Source organism: Bradyrhizobium sp. Arg816 (genome assembly GCF_029989365.1).
GTDB lineage: Bacteria > Pseudomonadota > Alphaproteobacteria > Rhizobiales > Xanthobacteraceae > Bradyrhizobium.
Map to the genome: position 1 here is coordinate 675055 of NZ_JAPRAQ010000001.1, position 17705 is coordinate 692759.

The 17705-nt window shown below is 68.1% G+C and carries 17 protein-coding genes and 2 riboswitches; of the genes, 3 read left to right on the forward strand and 14 right to left on the reverse strand.

What is annotated here, in order from left to right; all coding sequences use genetic code 11:
- Window positions 1-33 precede the first annotated feature (33 nt).
- Window positions 34-252: riboswitch (cobalamin riboswitch) on the reverse strand.
- A 44-nt stretch (window positions 253-296) separates the two neighbouring features.
- From cobA to cbiE, 5 genes are read right to left on the reverse strand one after another with little or no spacing between them, the layout of a single operon-like run.
- On the reverse strand, window positions 297-1028 hold the full coding sequence (gene cobA, locus OWC48_RS03075; protein ID WP_014496536.1) for a uroporphyrinogen-III C-methyltransferase: 732 nt from the start codon (window positions 1026-1028) through the stop codon (window positions 297-299).
- Window positions 1025-2335: a cobyrinate a,c-diamide synthase gene (locus OWC48_RS03080; RefSeq protein WP_282518605.1), complete on the reverse strand. Its 1311-nt coding sequence runs from the start codon at window positions 2333-2335 to the stop codon at window positions 1025-1027. Before OWC48_RS03080 ends, cobA begins: the two co-directional genes overlap by 4 nt.
- A complete protein-coding gene (gene cobM / locus OWC48_RS03085) occupies window positions 2335-3117 on the reverse strand; it encodes a precorrin-4 C(11)-methyltransferase (RefSeq protein ID WP_282518606.1) in 783 nt (260 codons plus the stop codon). The genes OWC48_RS03080 and cobM overlap by 1 nt, the downstream gene beginning before the upstream one ends.
- A complete protein-coding gene (locus OWC48_RS03090) occupies window positions 3114-3482 on the reverse strand; it encodes a cobalamin biosynthesis protein (RefSeq protein WP_282518607.1) in 369 nt (122 codons plus the stop codon). Before OWC48_RS03090 ends, cobM begins: the two co-directional genes overlap by 4 nt.
- Window positions 3479-4660, reverse strand: coding sequence for a precorrin-6y C5,15-methyltransferase (decarboxylating) subunit CbiE (gene cbiE / locus OWC48_RS03095; RefSeq protein WP_282518959.1), 1182 nt, complete (start codon window positions 4658-4660; stop codon window positions 3479-3481). Before cbiE ends, OWC48_RS03090 begins: the two co-directional genes overlap by 4 nt.
- Window positions 4661-4670: 10 nt before the next feature.
- On the opposite strand from cbiE, the gene OWC48_RS03100 reads away from it, so the two are divergent.
- The gene (locus tag OWC48_RS03100) at window positions 4671-5417 is read left to right on the forward strand and encodes a cobalt-precorrin-6A reductase (protein ID WP_282518608.1); all 747 of its coding nucleotides are present in this window, start codon (window positions 4671-4673) and stop codon (window positions 5415-5417) included.
- Here OWC48_RS03100 and cobJ read toward each other — a convergent pair.
- From cobJ to OWC48_RS03135, 7 genes are read right to left on the reverse strand one after another with little or no spacing between them, the layout of a single operon-like run.
- Window positions 5393-6127, reverse strand: coding sequence for a precorrin-3B C(17)-methyltransferase (gene cobJ, locus OWC48_RS03105; protein ID WP_282518609.1), 735 nt, complete (start codon window positions 6125-6127; stop codon window positions 5393-5395). The genes OWC48_RS03100 and cobJ overlap by 25 nt on opposite strands.
- Window positions 6124-6855 (reverse strand): precorrin-2 C(20)-methyltransferase, encoded by a 732-nt coding sequence (locus OWC48_RS03110; protein ID WP_282518610.1) that lies wholly within the window; start codon window positions 6853-6855, stop codon window positions 6124-6126. The genes cobJ and OWC48_RS03110 overlap by 4 nt, the downstream gene beginning before the upstream one ends.
- 2 nt (window positions 6856-6857) lie before the next feature.
- Window positions 6858-7487 (reverse strand): precorrin-8X methylmutase, encoded by a 630-nt coding sequence (locus OWC48_RS03115; protein WP_282518611.1) that lies wholly within the window; start codon window positions 7485-7487, stop codon window positions 6858-6860.
- Window positions 7487-8650, reverse strand: a complete 1164-nt coding sequence (cobG, locus tag OWC48_RS03120) for a precorrin-3B synthase (RefSeq protein ID WP_282518612.1) — start codon at window positions 8648-8650, stop codon at window positions 7487-7489. The genes OWC48_RS03115 and cobG overlap by 1 nt, the downstream gene beginning before the upstream one ends.
- Window positions 8647-11895, reverse strand: coding sequence for a cobaltochelatase subunit CobN (gene cobN / locus OWC48_RS03125; protein ID WP_282518613.1), 3249 nt, complete (start codon window positions 11893-11895; stop codon window positions 8647-8649). Before cobN ends, cobG begins: the two co-directional genes overlap by 4 nt.
- On the reverse strand, window positions 11895-12944 hold the full coding sequence (gene cobW / locus OWC48_RS03130) for a cobalamin biosynthesis protein CobW (protein ID WP_282518614.1): 1050 nt from the start codon (window positions 12942-12944) through the stop codon (window positions 11895-11897). Before cobW ends, cobN begins: the two co-directional genes overlap by 1 nt.
- Window positions 12941-13315, reverse strand: coding sequence for a DUF1636 domain-containing protein (locus OWC48_RS03135; protein ID WP_028148471.1), 375 nt, complete (start codon window positions 13313-13315; stop codon window positions 12941-12943). The genes cobW and OWC48_RS03135 overlap by 4 nt, the downstream gene beginning before the upstream one ends.
- Window positions 13316-13410: 95 nt before the next feature.
- A riboswitch (cobalamin riboswitch) is annotated at window positions 13411-13633 on the reverse strand.
- A gap of 40 nt (window positions 13634-13673) precedes the next feature.
- On the opposite strand from OWC48_RS03135, the gene cobO reads away from it, so the two are divergent.
- Window positions 13674-14309 (forward strand): cob(I)yrinic acid a,c-diamide adenosyltransferase, encoded by a 636-nt coding sequence (gene cobO, locus OWC48_RS03140; RefSeq protein ID WP_282518615.1) that lies wholly within the window; start codon window positions 13674-13676, stop codon window positions 14307-14309.
- 5 nt (window positions 14310-14314) lie between these two features.
- Window positions 14315-15763, forward strand: coding sequence for a cobyric acid synthase (locus tag OWC48_RS03145; RefSeq protein WP_282518616.1), 1449 nt, complete (start codon window positions 14315-14317; stop codon window positions 15761-15763).
- Here OWC48_RS03145 and cobD read toward each other — a convergent pair.
- Both cobD and cbiB read right to left on the reverse strand, forming a co-directional pair.
- The gene (gene cobD / locus OWC48_RS03150; protein ID WP_282518617.1) at window positions 15752-16717 is read right to left on the reverse strand and encodes a threonine-phosphate decarboxylase CobD; all 966 of its coding nucleotides are present in this window, start codon (window positions 16715-16717) and stop codon (window positions 15752-15754) included. The genes OWC48_RS03145 and cobD overlap by 12 nt on opposite strands.
- 11 nt (window positions 16718-16728) lie before the next feature.
- Window positions 16729-17682: an adenosylcobinamide-phosphate synthase CbiB gene (gene cbiB / locus OWC48_RS03155; RefSeq protein ID WP_282518618.1), complete on the reverse strand. Its 954-nt coding sequence runs from the start codon at window positions 17680-17682 to the stop codon at window positions 16729-16731.
- Between the last annotated feature and the right edge of the window lie 23 nt (window positions 17683-17705).

Below are 17705 nucleotides of genomic sequence, written 5' to 3' on the forward strand. Positions count from 1 at the left end.
TCAGTTCCTTCCTGCCGTCACACCCGACGGCCTTGGCCACAAAACATGCACGGCCGGTCTCCTGGCTCGCGGTTCACTGGGGTTCTCCGGCCTTCCCGAGCCTCGCGGCCCAGTGGCTGATCGGAGCCCCTCACCGCTTACAGTCGCGGGGGCGGCTGGGGTTTTGGGCGGCGCAATTGTCCGCCCACCCCCATTCCCGATTATGCTCCGGCGGTTTGCGCCACCTCGAGCACCATGCATCTCCTGTGTGCCCCTTTCGCCAGCCGGGCGTCAAGGGCGAAGGGCGGCCGGGACGGTCATGACGGATAATCCCCCGCCAGCGCGCCAAACAGGATCACGGCGGCCGTCGAGGCCGCGCCGCCCCGTGCAAGCTGTTCGGCCAGCTCGGCAATGGTGGTGCGGACCAGCCGCTCGTCGGGACGCCCGAGGGATTCGGCGAACAGCGCCGGGGTATCAGGGGCGAGGCCGTGCTCGATCAATTTTGCGACAAGCGCCGGAAAGGTGCGCCGGCCCATATAGACCACGGTGGTCGCTTCGGGGTCCGCCAGCGCCGCCCAGTTCAAATTCTGCGGCAGCTCGCCGGTGACATCGGCTCCGGTCACGAACTGCACCCGGCGCGAGGTGTGGCGCCGGGTCAGGGGAATGCCGGCTTGCGCGGCGGCGACACAGGCCGAGGTGATTCCGGGAATGATCTCGTAGCCGATGCCGGCTTCGCGCAGCGCCTCCAGCTCCTCCTCGAGCCGGCCAAAGATGCCGGCATCGCCCGATTTCAGCCGCACCACACGGACGCCTGCCGCGGCGTAGTCGACCAGCAGCCGGTTGACGTGGTGCTGCTTGGTCGAGGGCCGCCCCGCGCGCTTCCCGACCGCGACGAGATTGGCGCCCGGCCGGGCCAGATCGAGGATCGCGCCGGAGGCGAGGTCGTCGTAGAGCACGACGTCGGCATCGCGCAGCCGCGCGGCGCCTTTGACCGTGAGGAGCTCGGGGTCGCCGGGGCCGGCCGAGATGAAAGTGACAAAACCGCTCACCGGTCCTCCGCGATCAGATGGAAGAACGTGCCGGTGGCACGACCGCGGCGCGAGCCGGTCTCGGCGATAACGGCGCCTGTTGCGTCTTGCACGACCGCCAGCGGCGTATCCGGCTGCGCGACAATCGTCGAATAGTGGAACTCGTGACCGCGCAGGCGCGCGCCGACCTGATGGCCCGGCATCGGCGCGGCGAGCGCAGCGAGACGATAGCCCAGATGCATGCGGCGCTTGGCAAAGCTCGTCTCCAGTCCGAGCAGGCCCGTCATCTCATGGCGAATGCCGTCGGCATCGGTCAGAGCAGTTCCCAGCACCATATAGCCCCCGCATTCGCCGTGCACCGGCCGTGTGTCAGCGAAGGCGCGCAAGCCGCTGCGAAAGCGGGCATTGGCGGCGATCGTGCCGGCATGGAGCTCGGGATAACCGCCGGGCAGCCAGCAGACATCGGCGCTGGCATCGGGCGCTTCATCGGCAAGCGGCGAGAAGGTCGAGATCTCGGCGCCGGCCGCGCGCCAGGTCTCCAGCATGTGCGGATAGATGAAGGAGAACGCGGCATCGCGGGCAAGCGCAATGCGCTGTCCGGGCGGCGTCACATTCATGCCGTTTGCCGCCGGTTGCGGCAACCAGCTTGCGGCCGATCGCAGCACCGCATCGAGATCGACATGCTCGGCGACGAAGCGCGCGGCTTCGTCGATCAGCTTGCCGATCTCGGCCTGCTCTTCGGCCTGCACCAGGCCGAGATGCCGTTTCGGCAGGCTGATCTCGGCATGGCGCGGCAGCGCGCCGAACACGGCGATGCCGGCGTCGTTGAGTGCACGCCGCACGAGATCTTCATGACGCGGGCTGGCGACGCGATTGAGCACCACGCCGGCGAGGCGCACACCCGCGCGATAGTCACGAAGGCCTGCGGCGATCGCCGCCGCCGTCTGCGCCTGTCCGGAGGGATCGATCACCAGCAGCACCGGCCAGCCCAGCATCTCCGCAATGTCGGCGGTGGCGCCGGTGCCGGAGACGCCGCGCCCGGCGACGCCGTCGAACAGGCCCATCGAGCCCTCCGCGAGCACGATGTCCGCGTCCGCACCGCGGCTGACGAGATGCGCGATTGCTTCGCGACCCATCGCCCAGCTATCGACGTTGACGGAAGCGCGCCCCGTCGCGGCGGCATGGAAGGCGGGATCGATATAGTCGGGTCCGCTCTTGAAGCATTGCACGTTCAGTCCGCGATTGCGCCAGGCGCGCGCCAGCGCCAGCGTCAGCGTGGTCTTGCCGACGCCGGAGGCCGGCGCGGAGATGACGAGCCCTGCCGACATCACGATGCCTCCGGAAAGCGCGGATCGGCGCCGAGCGGCCGATAGCGGCGGTCGTAATCGGCGGCATAGAGACGGCTCTCGGCAAAGTCCGCAGCGCCAAGCGTCTTGCCGACCAGGATCAGCGCGGTGCGCTCCATCTCTGTGCCGACGGCGGCATCGAGCGTCGCCAGCGTGCCGCGAACGATGCGCTGATCCGGCCAGCTCGCGCGCCAGACGATTGCGACGGGGCAGTCCGCGCCGTAATGCGGCGTCAGCTCGGCGACGACCTTGCCGAGCAGATGGATCGACAGATGGATCGCGAGCACCGCACCGGTGGCGGCAAACGCCGCGAGCTGTTCGCCCTCAGGCATCGCGCTGGCGCGGCCCGGCGTGCGCGTCAGCACGACTGACTGGGCAAGACCGGGCAGCGTCAGCTCGGTCTCCAGCGCGGCTGCTGCAGCCGAAAACGACGGAACACCCGGCGTGACCGTGTAGGGAATGGCGAGCGCGCGCAGACGTCGCAGCTGCTCGCCCATCGCCGACCAGATCGCGAGATCGCCGGAATGCAAGCGGGCAACATCCTTGCCGTCGGCATGCGCGGCCGCGATCTCCGCGATGATCTCGTCGAGCGACAGAGGTGCGGTGTTGACGATACGCGCGCCGGGCGGGCAATGCGCCAGCACGCCCTCGGGCACCAGCGAGCCCGCATAGAGGCAGACCGGACAGGCCGCGATCAGGTCGCGTCCGCGCAACGTCAGCAAGTCCGGAGCGCCCGGTCCTGCACCGATGAAGTGCACCGTCATGGGCCGTCTCCTTCCGCGATCGCGGCGGTCGCGGTGCGATCCCGCGAGACCGCCCGCGTCGCAATCAATCGCGCGCGAGGGCCAGCGGCAACGAGCGCAGCGGCTTCAGCGACCGAGCCCGTGCCGAACTTTTCCGCTACGAGTTTTGACTGCGTCGGCGTCTCGATGCCGGCCAGCATGTCCGCCGGAACCGGCTTGATCGGCACGCCGCATTCACGCGCGAGCTGCTTGAGCGGCTCCGAATCGGCCTTGTCGCTGACAGTCGCGACCGCTGCAAGGCCTTCGGGACCGCCGGCTGCCATAAGCGCCTCGCGCAACGAAGCGAGCGTGACATCCTTTTTGAATCCGAGTCCGGCGACTTTCATCGAACCGCACTCCATTGCACCACGGGCCGCGACGCTTCCCAGGACCTGTAGCGGCCGAGCGGGCCGGCATGTGCGATCTCGACCCGCATCAACTCACCGCCATGGCGCTGGTGCAGTTCGCCGAGCAGCGCCTCCGTCTCCAGCGTCACCGCATGCGCGACGAGGCGCGCACCCGGCACAAGCCGCGGCCAGATGGCATCGAACATTGCGATATCGAGACCGCCACCGATAAAGACGGCATCCGGCGCTTCCAGTCCGGCAAGAGCTTCGGGCGCGGTCGCCGCGATGACATTAATCCGATGCGCCAATCCGAACGCAGCTGCATTGCTGCGGATGTTCGCGGCGCGATCCTCGCGCGCCTCGATGGCGCTCGCCGTCCCGCCGCACAGCGCCCATTCCACCGAGATCGACCCCGAGCCGGCGCCGATATCCCACAGCCGTTCTCCGGGACGCGGCGCCAGCGCCGAGAGCGCGAGCGCGCGCACCGGCCGCTTGGTGATCTGGCCGTCGTGCATGAAGAGATCGTCCGACAGCCCGGAGCTGCGGGAAATGCCTTGCCTGCCCCTCGCCTCGACGGCTACTGCGACTAGGTTTTCGGCGAGATCGCCCGCAAAGCTGTCGGCACGATGCTCAGCGATGCTCTCGCGCGGTCCGCCGAGCGCGGCGAGAGTCCAGAACGCCGAGGCGCCCCACCCGCGCTCGCGCAGCCATGTCGCGAGCTCGCCGGCCGCCTTGCCGTCACGCACGAGGCAAATGATGCGCGCACCTCGGACCAGATGCGGCACGAGACGCTCGAACGGGGCGGCATGAAGCCCGAGACAGGCAATGGCTTCGAGGCGCCAGCCAAGCCGCGCGGCGGCGAGCGAGAAGGTCGATGGCGCCGAACGCGCGATCCACTCGTTGGCATCGAGCTTCTCGGCGAGACTTGCACCCGCGCCGTGCCAGAACGGATCGCCGGAGGCGAGCACCACCGTCGGCCGGCCGCGGCAGCTCAGCACGATGTCTACGTCGAACGGCACCGGCCACGGGCGACCGCGCCCCCCCACATCAGCAAGCGCGAGATGACGCTCGCCACCAAAAACAGTTTCTGCCTTGGCGAGCGCCTTTCGGCTTGCCTCGGACAGCCCGGCAAGGCCATCTTCGCCGATACCGATGATGGTCAGCCAGGGATCAGCCAAGGAATCAACCATGATTCGCGCCCTCATTCTGGGCGGAACCGCCGATGCGAGCTTGCTCGCCGCGGAAATCGCACGCGCGCGCATCGACGCCGTGTATTCCTATGGCGGCCGCACCCGCGCGCCCGCCGATCAGCCGCTGCCGACCCGCATCGGTGGCTTCGGCGGCGTGAGCGGGCTTGCCGGCTATATTCGCAGCGAAGGCATCACGCATGTGATCGACGCGACGCACCCCTTCGCCGCCGAGATGAGCCGCCACGCGGTCGAGGCGTGCGCGAAAACGGGCACGCCGCTGATCGCGCTCGAGCGCGCGACCTGGACGAAGGCGCCCGGAGACAATTGGATCGAAGTCGCCGATGTCACCGCCGCGCTCGCTGCGCTGCCCGAGACGCCGGCAAAAATATTCCTCGCCATCGGCCGCCAGCACATCGCACCGTTCGCGACGAAGCCGCAGCACGCCTACACGCTCCGTTTCGTCGATCCGCCCGAGGCACCCCTGCCCTTCGCTGCCGACGTGATCGTGTCGCGTGGACCATTCACGCTTGACGGTGAGCTGGAAATGATGCGCACGCGCGGCATCGCGTGGATCGTCGCCCGCAATTCCGGCGGCGACGGCGCACGCGCCAAGATCGACGCGGCCCGCAAGCTCGGCCTGCCCGTGATCATGATAGCGCGACCGGAGCTGCCCGATCGCCAGCGGGTCGAGAGCGTGGCCGAGATCATGCAGTGGCTCGGTCATCGGACCTGCCTCGGGGCATAGACCCAGCGGCCGACGCGGCGCGTCTGCGAATTGCCGACGATCACCAACGTGCGCATGTCAGCCATCTCAGGCCGCGCGTCGTTCAGCGCGACGGTTTCGATCCGCTCGTCCGACGAGCTGATCGCGCGCGCGAAGATCACAAGGCGCTCGCCGCAGCCGGCGTCCTTCAACACCGCAAGCGCACGGCCAAAACCCTCCGGCCGGCTCGCAGAGCGGGGATTGTACATCGCAATCGAGAAGTCGGCTTCGGCGGCGAGCCGCAGACGCTTCTCGATCACTGCCCACGGCTTGAGATTGTCGGAGAGATTGATCGCGCAGAAATCATGGCCGAGCGGCGCGCCGGCGCGCGCGGCGGCCGCCAGCATCGCTGTGATGCCGGGCAAAACACGAATGGGAAGCTCGCGCCATTGCGGCGCCTGTTCGAGCGCCTCGAACACGGCCGACGCCATCGCGAAGACGCCGGGGTCGCCGGAGGAGACGACGACGACCTGGCCGCCTTCGGCCGCAAGTCGCAGGGCCTCGCTCGCGCGCTGCAGCTCTTCGCGATTGTCGGAGGGACGCAAGGTGAGCCCCGCCCGCGGTGGCACGCGCGCAACATAAGGCGCGTAGCCCAGAATGTCGGTCGCGGCGGCAAGGGCGCCGGAGACCTCGGGCGTCACCAGCGCATCGCTACCCGGCCCAAGGCCCGCGATGGTCAGCGTGCCCGTCATTCGGCGGCGTCCAGATGCCGGCCTTTGCCGTGCACGAGCACGATCGCAAAATAAGGACAGTCGGCGGCATCGATCTCGGCGAGCCGCACCACGCGCTCGCCGGGCATGGTGCCGCGCTCGACCAGCCAGGCATCGTCCAGCCGCCCGGCGGAGGCCAGCGCGCGGCGCACCTTTGCGAGATTGCGGCCGGTCTTCATGATGACCAGCGCATCGGAATCGCGCATGCGCCGTTCGAGCTCGTCTTCGGCGAGCGTGCCCATCAGCACCGTCGTCACGTCGTCACCAAGCGCGATCGGCTGTCCGACGCCGTTCCAGCAACCAACCATACCGGGAATCCCCGCGATCACCTCGATCTCGACACGGCCTTGCAGGCGCGTGTGCAGATGCATGAAGGAACCGTAGAAGTAAGGATCGCCCTCGCAGAGCACGACGACATCGACCGCGCGCGAAAGCCGCGCCAGCCGTTCCGCCCATTCGTCGTAGAAGCCGGCGAGCAGTTGCACATACTCCGGGCTATCGAAAGCGAGCTCCGTCGTAACAGGATATTCCATTGCGTATTCGGTGACGTCGGCGGCCAACATGCCTTCGACGATCCGCCGCGCCTGGCCGGGCCGGCCCTTCTTGCGGAAATAGGCGACGTGCTTCGCAGCCCGCACCGTCCGGTCGGCGCGCACGCTCATCAGATCAGGATCGCCGGGGCCGAGACCGCAGCAGATGATGCGTCCCATGGCTATTCGCTCCGGCTCGCCAGTGCATTCACGGCGGCGACCGTGATCGCGGATCCGCCGAGGCGGCCCTCGACGGTCAGCGCGGCGACCTTCGGATCGGCCATCAGCGCAGCCTTGGACTCGGCCGCGCCGACGAAGCCGACCGGGCAACCGATGATCGCCGCAGGGCGCGGGCAGCCCGGGTCCTCGAGCATGTTGAGGAGATGAAACAGCGCGGTTGGCGCGTTACCGATCGCAACGATTGCGCCGTCGAGATGCGGTCGCCACAACTCCAGCGCCGCAGCCGACCGCGTGTTGCGCATGGACTGCGCGAGCGCGGGAACGGCCTCGTCGCCGAGCGTGCAGATCACGGCATTGGCCGCCGGCAGTCTCGCGCGCGTAATTCCTTCGGAGACCATGCGCGCGTCGCACAGAATCGGCGCGCCTCTCTGCAAGGCCGCGCGCGCAGCAGTCGCCATGCCTGATGTGAAGCGGATATGCGCCTCGAGGCCCACCATGCCGGCGGCGTGGATCATCCGCACCACCACCTGCTCCTCATCCGGCGTAAAGCGGGCAAGATCGGCCTCGGCCCGGATGGTCGCGAAGGATTGTCGGTAGATCGCCGCGCCATCGGTCTCGTAAGTGTGCGGCATCAGTGTCCTCCGACCAGGATGGAGGGATCGCTGACGATGTCGGCACCGTTGAGGCCGCGCAGGACCGGCTCGTCGCGGGTCGAGCCGTCGCGGACGAGATCGAATCCGGCGCTGGTCGCAATCAGCGTCACCGCGGACGCGCCGGAACGCGCGCAGCCCTTGGCGCAGCCGGAGACGTGAAGGCGCGTATCGAGGCCGATGCGCGGCGCAAGCGCCGCAGCCAGCGCGCGGGTGTCGGCATGCGCCTCGCGGCAACGCGGGGCGCCGCTACAGGCGATCACGCGCAACGCCGGATCGTAAGGCTCGGTGATGAGGCCTGCCCCGCTCGGCATCTCACGCTTGCCCTCGCTCAGCACCATCCGCCATGGCGTCATGCGCAGCGCATGTCCGCAACCGGAAAATTGATGCAGCGTCGTGTGCAGCATCTGCCCGAACGCGACGCCGACCAGGGCGCCATGCGGATAATGCCCGGGTCGCGACGCGGCCATGACCGGAGCGGGCTCGGTTTCGCCGCTCAACGACTCCGGCAATACCGCGCCGGCCGCGATATGGGCTGCCATGCGCCCACGCCCGCCCGTCGCGCCGCCGGACGTGATGAACCAGTTCGCGAGCGCGAGCGCCGTGCTTACGGCCTCTCCGCGTCCGACCGAGCGGCCGAGCCTTGCACCATCGGCCCGCACCAGGAGCCGGCCGCCGCGATCGCGTTCGATGCGCACATCGGCGGAATCGCCGGCGAGTACGCGCGACTTTCCATCGTCGATGGCGAAGCCGAACTTTGTGGGAAGATCGAGCGCGCTGTCCGCGAGCGCTTCTTCAAGCTCCGCGGCGAGCGCCTGCGTCTCGTCACCGCTGTTCCAGAACGGCGTCACCAAAATGTTGCGCCGGGCTTCGATGTCGGTATCGGGGTCGAGCAGCCGCAGTAACGCGAGTCCATCGAGCAGCCGGCGATGGCCCTGTTCGCTGACCCCCCTGATCTGGAGGTTGGCGCGGCTCGTCACATCGATGAGGCCGTTGCCGTAGCGTTCGGCGAGTTCGGCAAGCCCGGCGACCTGTGCAGCTTCGAGCCGCCCGCCGAACGGGCGTATGCGAACCACGAGCCCGTCGCCCGATTGCATCGGGCGCAACGCGCCGGGACACCAGCCCTTGATCGCGGCCGCGCTCATGACGCCTCCTTCAGCGCAGCCGCGATCGAATTGCGGCGCGTTCGCCAGAGCGAGGCTTCGTGCAGGCGCGTGAAGCAGGTCTCCATCGCGGCGAGCGCCGCCGGATTCTCGCGGGCCATGAAGGTGCGGACGTCGGCGTCGCCGAGCGTCGCGTCATAATAGAGATCGAACAGGTGCGGCGGAACGGCGCCGGCCAGATGCGCGAAGGCGGCCATGTGCTCCAGCGTCGCGGTGATCTCGGCGGCGCCGCGAAAACCGTGCCGCATCATGCCGGCGATCCAGGCCGGATTGGCCGCGCGCGCGCGGACCACGCGCGAGATTTCCTCGGTCAGCGTCCGCGCGTGCGGCTGCTCGGGTCGCGTCGTGTCAAGATGATAGAGCGATGGTCCCGCCGCGCCGAGATGTGCGGCGGCCGCAGCGATACCGGCTTCATGCGCGGCGTAGTCGGCGGCGAGCAAAAGATCCGTTTCCGGCAAGTCCTGGACATGCACGAAAGCATCGGCGGATGCGAGCCGCGTCTCGATGCCGGCCCGATCCGGCTGCATCGCACCGTCCGCCGAGAACGCCCAGGACGATGCCGACAGCCAGGCCTCGCCGGCGGCATCACGCGTCTCGGGCGTGAAGGCATCCGGGATCGCGGACAGGCCGACGCCGTATTGCCCGGGACGCGGCGCGAACACACGCGAGGCGCGGTGGCGATAGGGGTTCTCGTCGCCCTCCTCCTCGCGGCTCGCGAGCGCCTCGGCGGCAGCCTCGAACAATTGCGCAAGGCCGGAGAAGACATCGCGAAACAGGCCCGACACGCGCAGCGTGACGTCGATGCGGGGGCGGCCGAGCTCGGCCGGCGCGATGATGTCGTAGCCGGTGACGCGGCCAGAGGCGTGATCCCAGCGCGGCGCAAGGCCGGCGAGATGCAGCGCCATGGCAAACTCCTCGCCGGCGGTCCGCATCGTCGCAGAGCCCCAGAGATCAACCACGAGGCCTTTCGGCCAGTCGCCGTGATCCTGCAGATGGCGCCGCAGCAGCTCTTCCGCGAGCTTGATGCCTTGCGCATGCGCCGACGGCGTCGGCACCGCGCGCGGATCGACGGCAAAGAGATTGCGCCCGGTCGGCAGCACGTCCTGGCGCCCGCGATACGGCGAGCCCGACGGCCCCGGCGCAACACGCTGCCCCGCCAGGGCGGAACGCAACGCATCGCGCTCCGCATCGGCGCAGGCGCCGCGGCCGAACACGTGCAACCCGTCGCCGAACTGGCTCTCCTTGAGATCGCAGACGAAGCGATCGATCCGCGGGATCGCTTCCGCCGCTGCAGCCGATGCATCCAGACCAAGATCGTCTTCGAGCCCTGCCGCACGCGCTTCGTCGCGGATCGCAGAAATCAGGCGCTGACGTCGGGCCGGGTCGAGACCATCGGCGGTCGAGTATTCGTCCAGGAGACGTTCGAGCCGGCGCAGGCCTTCCGGCACCGCGGATTGTTCCAGCGGCGGCGGCAGATGGCCGATGGTGACGGCCCCTAAGCGCCGCTTGGCCTGCGCGGCCTCGCCGGGATCATTGACGATGAAGGGATAGATGACAGGGAGATCGCCGATCAGCGCTTCGGGCCAGCACGCGGATGACAGCGCCACGGATTTTCCGGGCAGCCATTCCAGCGTGCCGTGCGCACCCATGTGCACCACGGCGTCACAACCCTGCTGCCGGAGCCAAAGATAGAACGCGACATAGGCGTGGCACGGCGTGCGGGCGAGATCGTGATAGTCGACATCGCGCGTGGCCGCGTCGCTGCGCTCCGGCTGAACCGCGATGATCGATTGGCCGCATCGGATCGCAGCGAAATGGAACGCGCCGTCGGGGCAGCTTGGATCGATCTCCGGCGCGCCCCAGGCTTGCGCGAGATCATCCTGCAAGACTTGCGGGAGACGCGAGAGCGCGGCGCGGTAATCGGCGACGCCCCAAGTCAAGTTCTGCTTGAGCAGCGTCTCGCCGAGCGCCTGAACCGGCGCGACATCGAAGCCGGCCTCCGTCAGATCGGACAACAGCGCCTCGACCGACGCCAGCGCATCGAGACCAACCGCATGCGCGATCTGATGCGGACGGCCCGGGTAGTTCGAGAGCACGAGCGCCACCCGCTTCCCGGCGGCTGGCGTCTCCGCGAGGCGCCGCCAGGCCGCGACCCGCGCGGCGACGGCCTTGACGCGCTCCTCATCCGGCCGGTGTGCCAAATGCGAAAATTGCAGATCGGGATCGCGCTCCGCGGCCGATTTGAAGCTCACGACGCCCGCGAACAGGCGGCCGTCGACCTCCGGCAGCACCACATGCATCGCGAGATCGCCGGGCGACAGGCCGCGCAGCGATTCCGCCCAGTCCTCGCGACGTGCCGATGAGAGCGCGACCTGGAAGACGGGACACGATGCCGCATCGAACGGTGTCGTGCCATCGTCGCCCATCGCCGAGAACGCCGTCGCGTTGACGATCGCGGCCGGAGGATTCGTCGCGAAATACGTCCGCAGCCAATCCGCGACACCCGCGCCCTTCAGCGAGGTGACGAACACGCCATATGCGTCAAAGCCGCGCTCGCGCAGCGCTGCGATCAGAGCATCGACCGGCCCGGTATCCGCGGCGGTGAGATAGGAACGATAGAAGGTGACGAGCGCGAGCGGCTTTCCCTCGCCTGCCATCGGCGCAGCAATGACGCCGCGCGCGGGATCGTAAAAGCCCATCTCAGGCACGTTCATCTCGCCGACGACCGGGCCTGCGTAGAGGCCCGAGGCCAGCGCGAGCTGCGCGATCGCGGCTTGGGCTGCAACGGGACCGCCGGTGTCGCAGAGCACCTTGAGCCGGCGCAGCGTCGAAACCGGAAGGGTCGAGTAGCCATCGAGCCGCGAATCGTCGCGGCCGTCGGCCGGCAGCACGGCCAGCACGATGTTGCGGTCCTTCGCGAGCTGCTGCAGGGCCGCGAGCCCGTACTGCCAATAGGATTCACCGCCGATCAGGCGCACCAGGATGCCGCGTGCCTGCGACAGCGTGCGCTCGATATAGGTGTCGACCGACAACGGATGACGCAGCTCTGCGAGATTGGCGAGCCGCAGCGACGGCAGGCTGTTGCGGCCGCGCAGCCAGCCGGCCGCGAACGCGGCAAGGTCGGAATCCGAATACGAGAGCACCACGAGATCGGCCGGGTCCTGGCCGATGTCCCTTGGCGTCGCGGTCTCCTCGAGACCGCGGCTCTCGCGGAAGACGACGTGCATCAGATACCAGATCCCAAGAGACCAAGTCCTGCCTTGATCGCGGCCTCGTCGATATCGCCGTGCTCGCCGATCACGACGAGCTTTGACTGCCTGTGACCTGCGCCCCAGGGCTTGTCGAACTGGTGGCGCACGCGTTCGCCGACCGCTTGCAGCAACAGGCGCATCGGCTTGCCCGCAACCGCGATATAGCCCTTGACGCGCAGCACGTTCTGCTCGCGCGAAAGACGCTGCACCGACGCGACCAGTGCGTCGATGTCGCTGACCTCCGGAAGATCGATCACGACGGAGGCGAAATCGTCGTGCTCGTGATCCTCCTCGCCGTCGTGATGCGAGGGGCGCGCGGCGAGATCGTTCTCTGCGGCAGCGCCGAGGCCGAGGATGACACGCGCATCGATCGCGCCATCGGTGACGGATAGCATCGGCACCCGGCGCGGCATCTCGGCGGTGATGGCGGCCTTGGCGGCTTCGATCCCTGCCGCGCCCGCAAGATCGGCCTTGGTCAGCAGCACGATGTCGGCGCAGGCGATCTGGTCCTCGAACACTTCCGACAGCGGCGTCTCGTGATCGAGATTTTCATCCGCGGCGCACTGCGCCTCCACCGCAGCCGGGTCCGGCGCAAAACGGCCGGCGGCAACAGCCTCGGCATCGGCCAGCGCGATCACGCCGTCGACCGTGATGCGCGAACGGATCTCCGGCCAGTCGAACGCCTTCAGGAGTGGCTTCGGCAACGCAAGCCCCGAGGTCTCGATCAGGATGTGATCGGGCCGCACCGGCCGCGCCAGGAGCTTTTCCATGGTTGGAATGAAATCGTCCGCAACGGTGCAGCAGATGCAGCCATTGGCGAGCTCGACGATGTTCTCCTCCGGGCAATTCGCATCGGCGCAGGATTTCAGGATCTCGCCGTCGACACCTTCGCTGCCGAACTCGTTGACGAGCACGGCGAGCTTCTTGCCGTCAGGGTTTGCGAGCAGATGCTGGATCAGCGTGGTCTTGCCGGAGCCGAGAAAACCCGTGACCACCGTCACAGGGACTTTTGCGAGCGAGTTCATTCGGCGGCCTCCGGCAACACGGCAATGGGGGGAATGCGGGCAAGCGACTGCTTGCGGAAGATTTCGGGACGGCTGCGCCAGGGCACGAGGCCATCGGGCGCGGCGGCATAGGCCGCAGCACCCGCGACCACGTCGCTCGCATGGGCCTCTGACAGACGGCCATAGACATAGGACCAGCGGCCGGGCGCGCTGAGCGCAACCGAGCAGCCCTGGCTGCATGCCGACAGGCATTCGACGGGAACCACATTGACGCCCTCGGGCACGCCGGCGTCGAGGATCGCACCATGCAGGCGCTTGCCGGGCGTCGTCTCACCCTCGTCGAGCGTCTGGCCGGCACGGCAGGTAATACAGACGTGAAGTGTGACGGTCATCGCCTCTTCCAGGATAAACAGCGGGAGGCGAAGAGGCACACGGACCATTCCCCCGAAGGTCCGTTTCCCCGTCGCGGAACACCCCGTCCGCCGGTCCAAAACTCGTCCGCGCTGGCAGGTCTCCCGGCTTGCGGAGCAGGGCTTTTGGCCCTTCGATCCCCGCCTTCCCGATCCCCTGGGGGATCAGTGGCTTCGGGCATCTCTCCGGTCACGGTCGCGGGGGCGGCTGCAGTTTGGACCCGAATCTTGTCGATTCGGACCCTATCGCATTCCCTCTTCGCCTGTCATAGGACAGGAACCAACGCCGGGCCACCATTTGCCCCCGGCCGCCTCTTGTCAAGCCGAAGGACCAGGTCCGATGACGCCTGAACCGGATACCCAAACGGCCGAGGAAACCGACGCCCGCCACGCCGCGAAAATGGCGAAAATCAAGGTCGCCCGCGACAAGATCATGGCGACCAAGAGCGGCGAGAAGGGCCTCATCATCGTCCACACCGGCGCCGGCAAGGGCAAGTCCTCCTCCGCCTTCGGCATGATCGTCCGCTGTGTCGCCCATGGCTTCCCCTGCGCGGTCGTGCAGTTCATCAAGGGCGCCTGGGACACCGGCGAGCGGCGCCTGCTCACCGGCCATTTCGGCGAGCTCTGCCAGTTCCATGCGATGGGCGAAGGTTTCACCTGGGAGACGCAGGACCGCGCCCGCGACATCGCCGCAGCGCAGGCCGGCTGGGCGAAGGCCAAGGAGCTGATATCAGATTCCAATCTGCGCATGGTCGTGCTCGACGAGATCAACATCGCGCTGCGCTACGACTATCTCGACATCGCCGAGGTCGTCGAGTTCCTGAAAACGCAGAAGCCGCCGATGACGCATGTCGTGCTCACCGGGCGCAACGCCAAGGACGAGCTGATCGAGATCGCCGATCTCGTCACCGAGATGACGCTGGTCAAGCACCCCTTCCGCTCCGGCATCAAGGCCCAGGCCGGCGTCGAGTTCTGAATTCGATGGCGCGCGCATTGATGATCCAGGGGGCCGGCTCGGACGTGGGCAAATCGCTCATCGTCGCCGGCCTCGCCCGCGCCTTCACGCGGCGCGGCCTGCGCGTGCTGCCCTTCAAGCCGCAGAACATGTCGAACAACGCGGCCGTCACTGTCGACGGCGGCGAGATCGGTCGCGCGCAGGCGCTTCAGGCGCTGGCCGCCGGCGTCGAGCCGCACACCGACATGAACCCGGTGCTGCTGAAGCCGGAGACCGACGTCGGCGCACAAATCATCGTCCAGGGAAAGCGCATCGCGACCGCGCGGGCGCGTGAATATGGGGCGATGAAGCCCTCGCTGATGGGCGCGGTGCTGGAGAGTTTCGAGCGGCTGAAGGCACGCTCTGATCTGGTGCTGGTGGAAGGCGCCGGCAGCCCGGCCGAAGTGAACCTGCGCAAGGCCGACATCGCCAATATGGGCTTTGCGCGCAAGGCCGACGTGCCGGTCGTGCTGGTCGGCGACATCGACCGTGGCGGCGTCATCGCCCAGCTCGTCGGCATCAAGACGGTGATCGACCCCGACGATGCCGCGATGATCGAGGGTTTTGTCATCAACAAGTTCCGCGGCGACCCCTCGCTGTTCGATGACGGCTACAAGCTGATCGAGCAGAAGACCGCGTGGCGCGGCCTTGGCGTGCTGCCCTGGTTCGCGCGCGCCGGCGAGCTGCCGGCCGAGGACGCGCTGGGCCTGAGCGATGCGCGCAAGCCGGGCCAGTGCAAGATCGCCTGCCTCGCGCTGTCGCGGATCGCCAATTTCGATGATCTCGATCCGCTGAAGCTCGAGCCTGGCGTCGATCTCGTGATGGTGCGCCCCGGCGAAGCCATCCCCGGCGATATCAGCCTCGTCATCATCCCCGGCTCCAAATCCACCCGCGGCGATCTCGCCTTCCTGCGCGCGCAGGGCTGGGACATCGATCTCCTGGCGCATCACCGCCGCGGCGGCCATGTGCTTGGCCTCTGCGGCGGCTATCAGATGCTCGGGCGCAGCGTGGCCGACCCTGACGGCATCGAAGGCCCTGCCGGCGACACGCCGGGTCTCGGACTTCTGGATGTTGAGACAATGATGAGCCCGCAGAAGACGCTGACGCGCGTCGCGGCCGTGCACGCCGCCACGGACCAGCCGATCGAGGCCTACGAGATCCACATTGGCCGCACCGACGGGCCGGATCGCGCGCGCCCGTTTGCGAAGCTGAACGGCGGGCCCGAAGGCGCGATCTCGCGCGATGGCCGCGTGCAGGGCAGCTATCTGCACGGCCTGTTCACGTCGGACGATTTCCGCAAGGCGTATCTCGCAAAGCTCGATATTCCCGCCGGCGACGAGCCTTATCATGCCAGGGTCGAGAGCGCGCTCGATGCCCTCGCGGATCATATCGAACAGCATCTCGACGTCGAAGGCCTGCTCGCGCTAGCGCGCTAGCGCCTCGGCAACGCGCGTCCATTCGGCTTCGCTGCCGGGAAGCCCGAGGCGCAGCCATGCCGGCTCTTTCGCGAACACACGCGACCAGATCTGGCTACGCGCCAGTTTCTCCTGCACAGCAAGCGCATCAGGCGTCTCGTAGAGACGAAACAGCGGCGCTCCACCGACGAGCCGCCGGCCTTGCGACTGTACGATGTCGTCGAGGCGGGCACAGTCGCGCGCAAGCCGCGCGGAGGTGGCCTCGGCCCAGGCGTCGTCACGCAAGGCGCGGCAGCCGATCGCGATCGCCGCGCCCGAGACCGGCCATGGACCTGACGCCGCCGCGAGCTTCGCGATATCGGTCGCATGGCCTAGCGCAAACCCAAGCCGCAGGCCGGCAAGACCATAAAACTTTCCGAACGAGCGCAGGACCAGCAGTCCAGGCTGATCCGCTCCGGCTGCGAGCGACAGCTGCGGGGCAGCATCAGCAAAACTCTCGTCGATGACGAGACGGCCGACGCGCGGCAGCAGCCCCAGCAAATCCTTTGGCGCAAAGCGCCGGCCATCGGGATTGTTGGGATTGACAACGATTGCGAGGTTCGCGCCCGCCAGCGCGTCGAGCTCGCCGACCTCCTGGACATCCCAACCCGCAATCGACAAGACCCCGGCATATTCGTTGTAGGTCGGCGCGAGGATGCGCGCGCGGCCGGCTGGCGCGAGTTGCGGAAGCAATTGAATGGCGGCCTGGGCCCCGCCCATCGCGACAACTGGTGCACTCGTGCGGTAGGCATGCTGTGCCGCCTGATGCAGCGCCTCGATCTCGGCGCGCGACGGCAGCGCGCTCCACGCACGCGCGCTCACCTCACCTACCGGATAAGGCAGCCGGTTGATCCCGGTCGACAGATCGATCCAGTCCTCCGCGCGCCCGCCGAAACGCTGCTGGGCCAGATCGAGATTTCCACCGTGCTCGCGCATGCCCCGTTCTTTCACGCGAAGGCCAGGATCGCAAGGATTCCGGCGAGCAGCAGCATGGCGCGGCGGTAGATGGTCAATCCCTGGCTGATGTCCGCGGCAAGCGGATCGCGCGCGCCCTCGTTGAGCCAGGGCTCATCGGTCGCGCTGCCGTGATAGATGCGGGGGCCGCTGAGCCGCACGCCAAGCGCGCCCGCCATCGCCGCCTCCGGCCAGCCGGCGTTGGGCGAGCGATGACGGCGGGCATCGCGCGTCATGCAGGACAGCGCCTTCGAACGCCGCGATGCCAGCAGCACGAACAGAAAGCCGGTCAGGCGCGCCGGGATGAAGTTGGCGACATCGTCGATGCGCGCGGCGGCCCAGCCAAAAGCTTCGTGGCGTTCGTTGCGATGACCGATCATGGAGTCCAGCGTATTGATCGCCTTGTAGCCCAAAATGCCGGGCAGTCCGAACAGCGCGCCCCAGAACACCGGCGCCACGATGCCGTCGGAGGCGTTCTCGGCGAGGCTCTCGATCGCCGCGCGCGCGATGCCGGCTTCGTCGAGCGTCGCGGGATCGCGCCCGACGATGCGCGCCACCGCTGCGCGCGCAGCGGCGATGTCGCCCGCATCTAAGGGTGTCGCAACGGCGGCAACATGGTCATGCAGCGAGCGCAGCGCGACCAGCGGCCAGGCTAGGACGCCGACCAATACAATCTGCACCCAGCCCCAGGGAAGCAACGACGGGAGCAACGACTGAAGCATCCAGCCGAGCGCAACCGAAAGCGCGATGACGACGAGCGCTCCGGCAGCGCCCGCAGCACGGCGAAATGCCGGCGGATCGGAATCGCGATTCCAGGCGGTGTCGATGGCAGAGATCAGCCGGCCGAGCCAGGTCACGGGATGGCCGATCCGCGCGAACAGCCACGACGGCCAGCCCAAGAGGGCATCCACCGCCATCGCCACCACCATCGCGCCCGCAAAGCCCACACCTGCCTCCTGTCCCGCCCCTG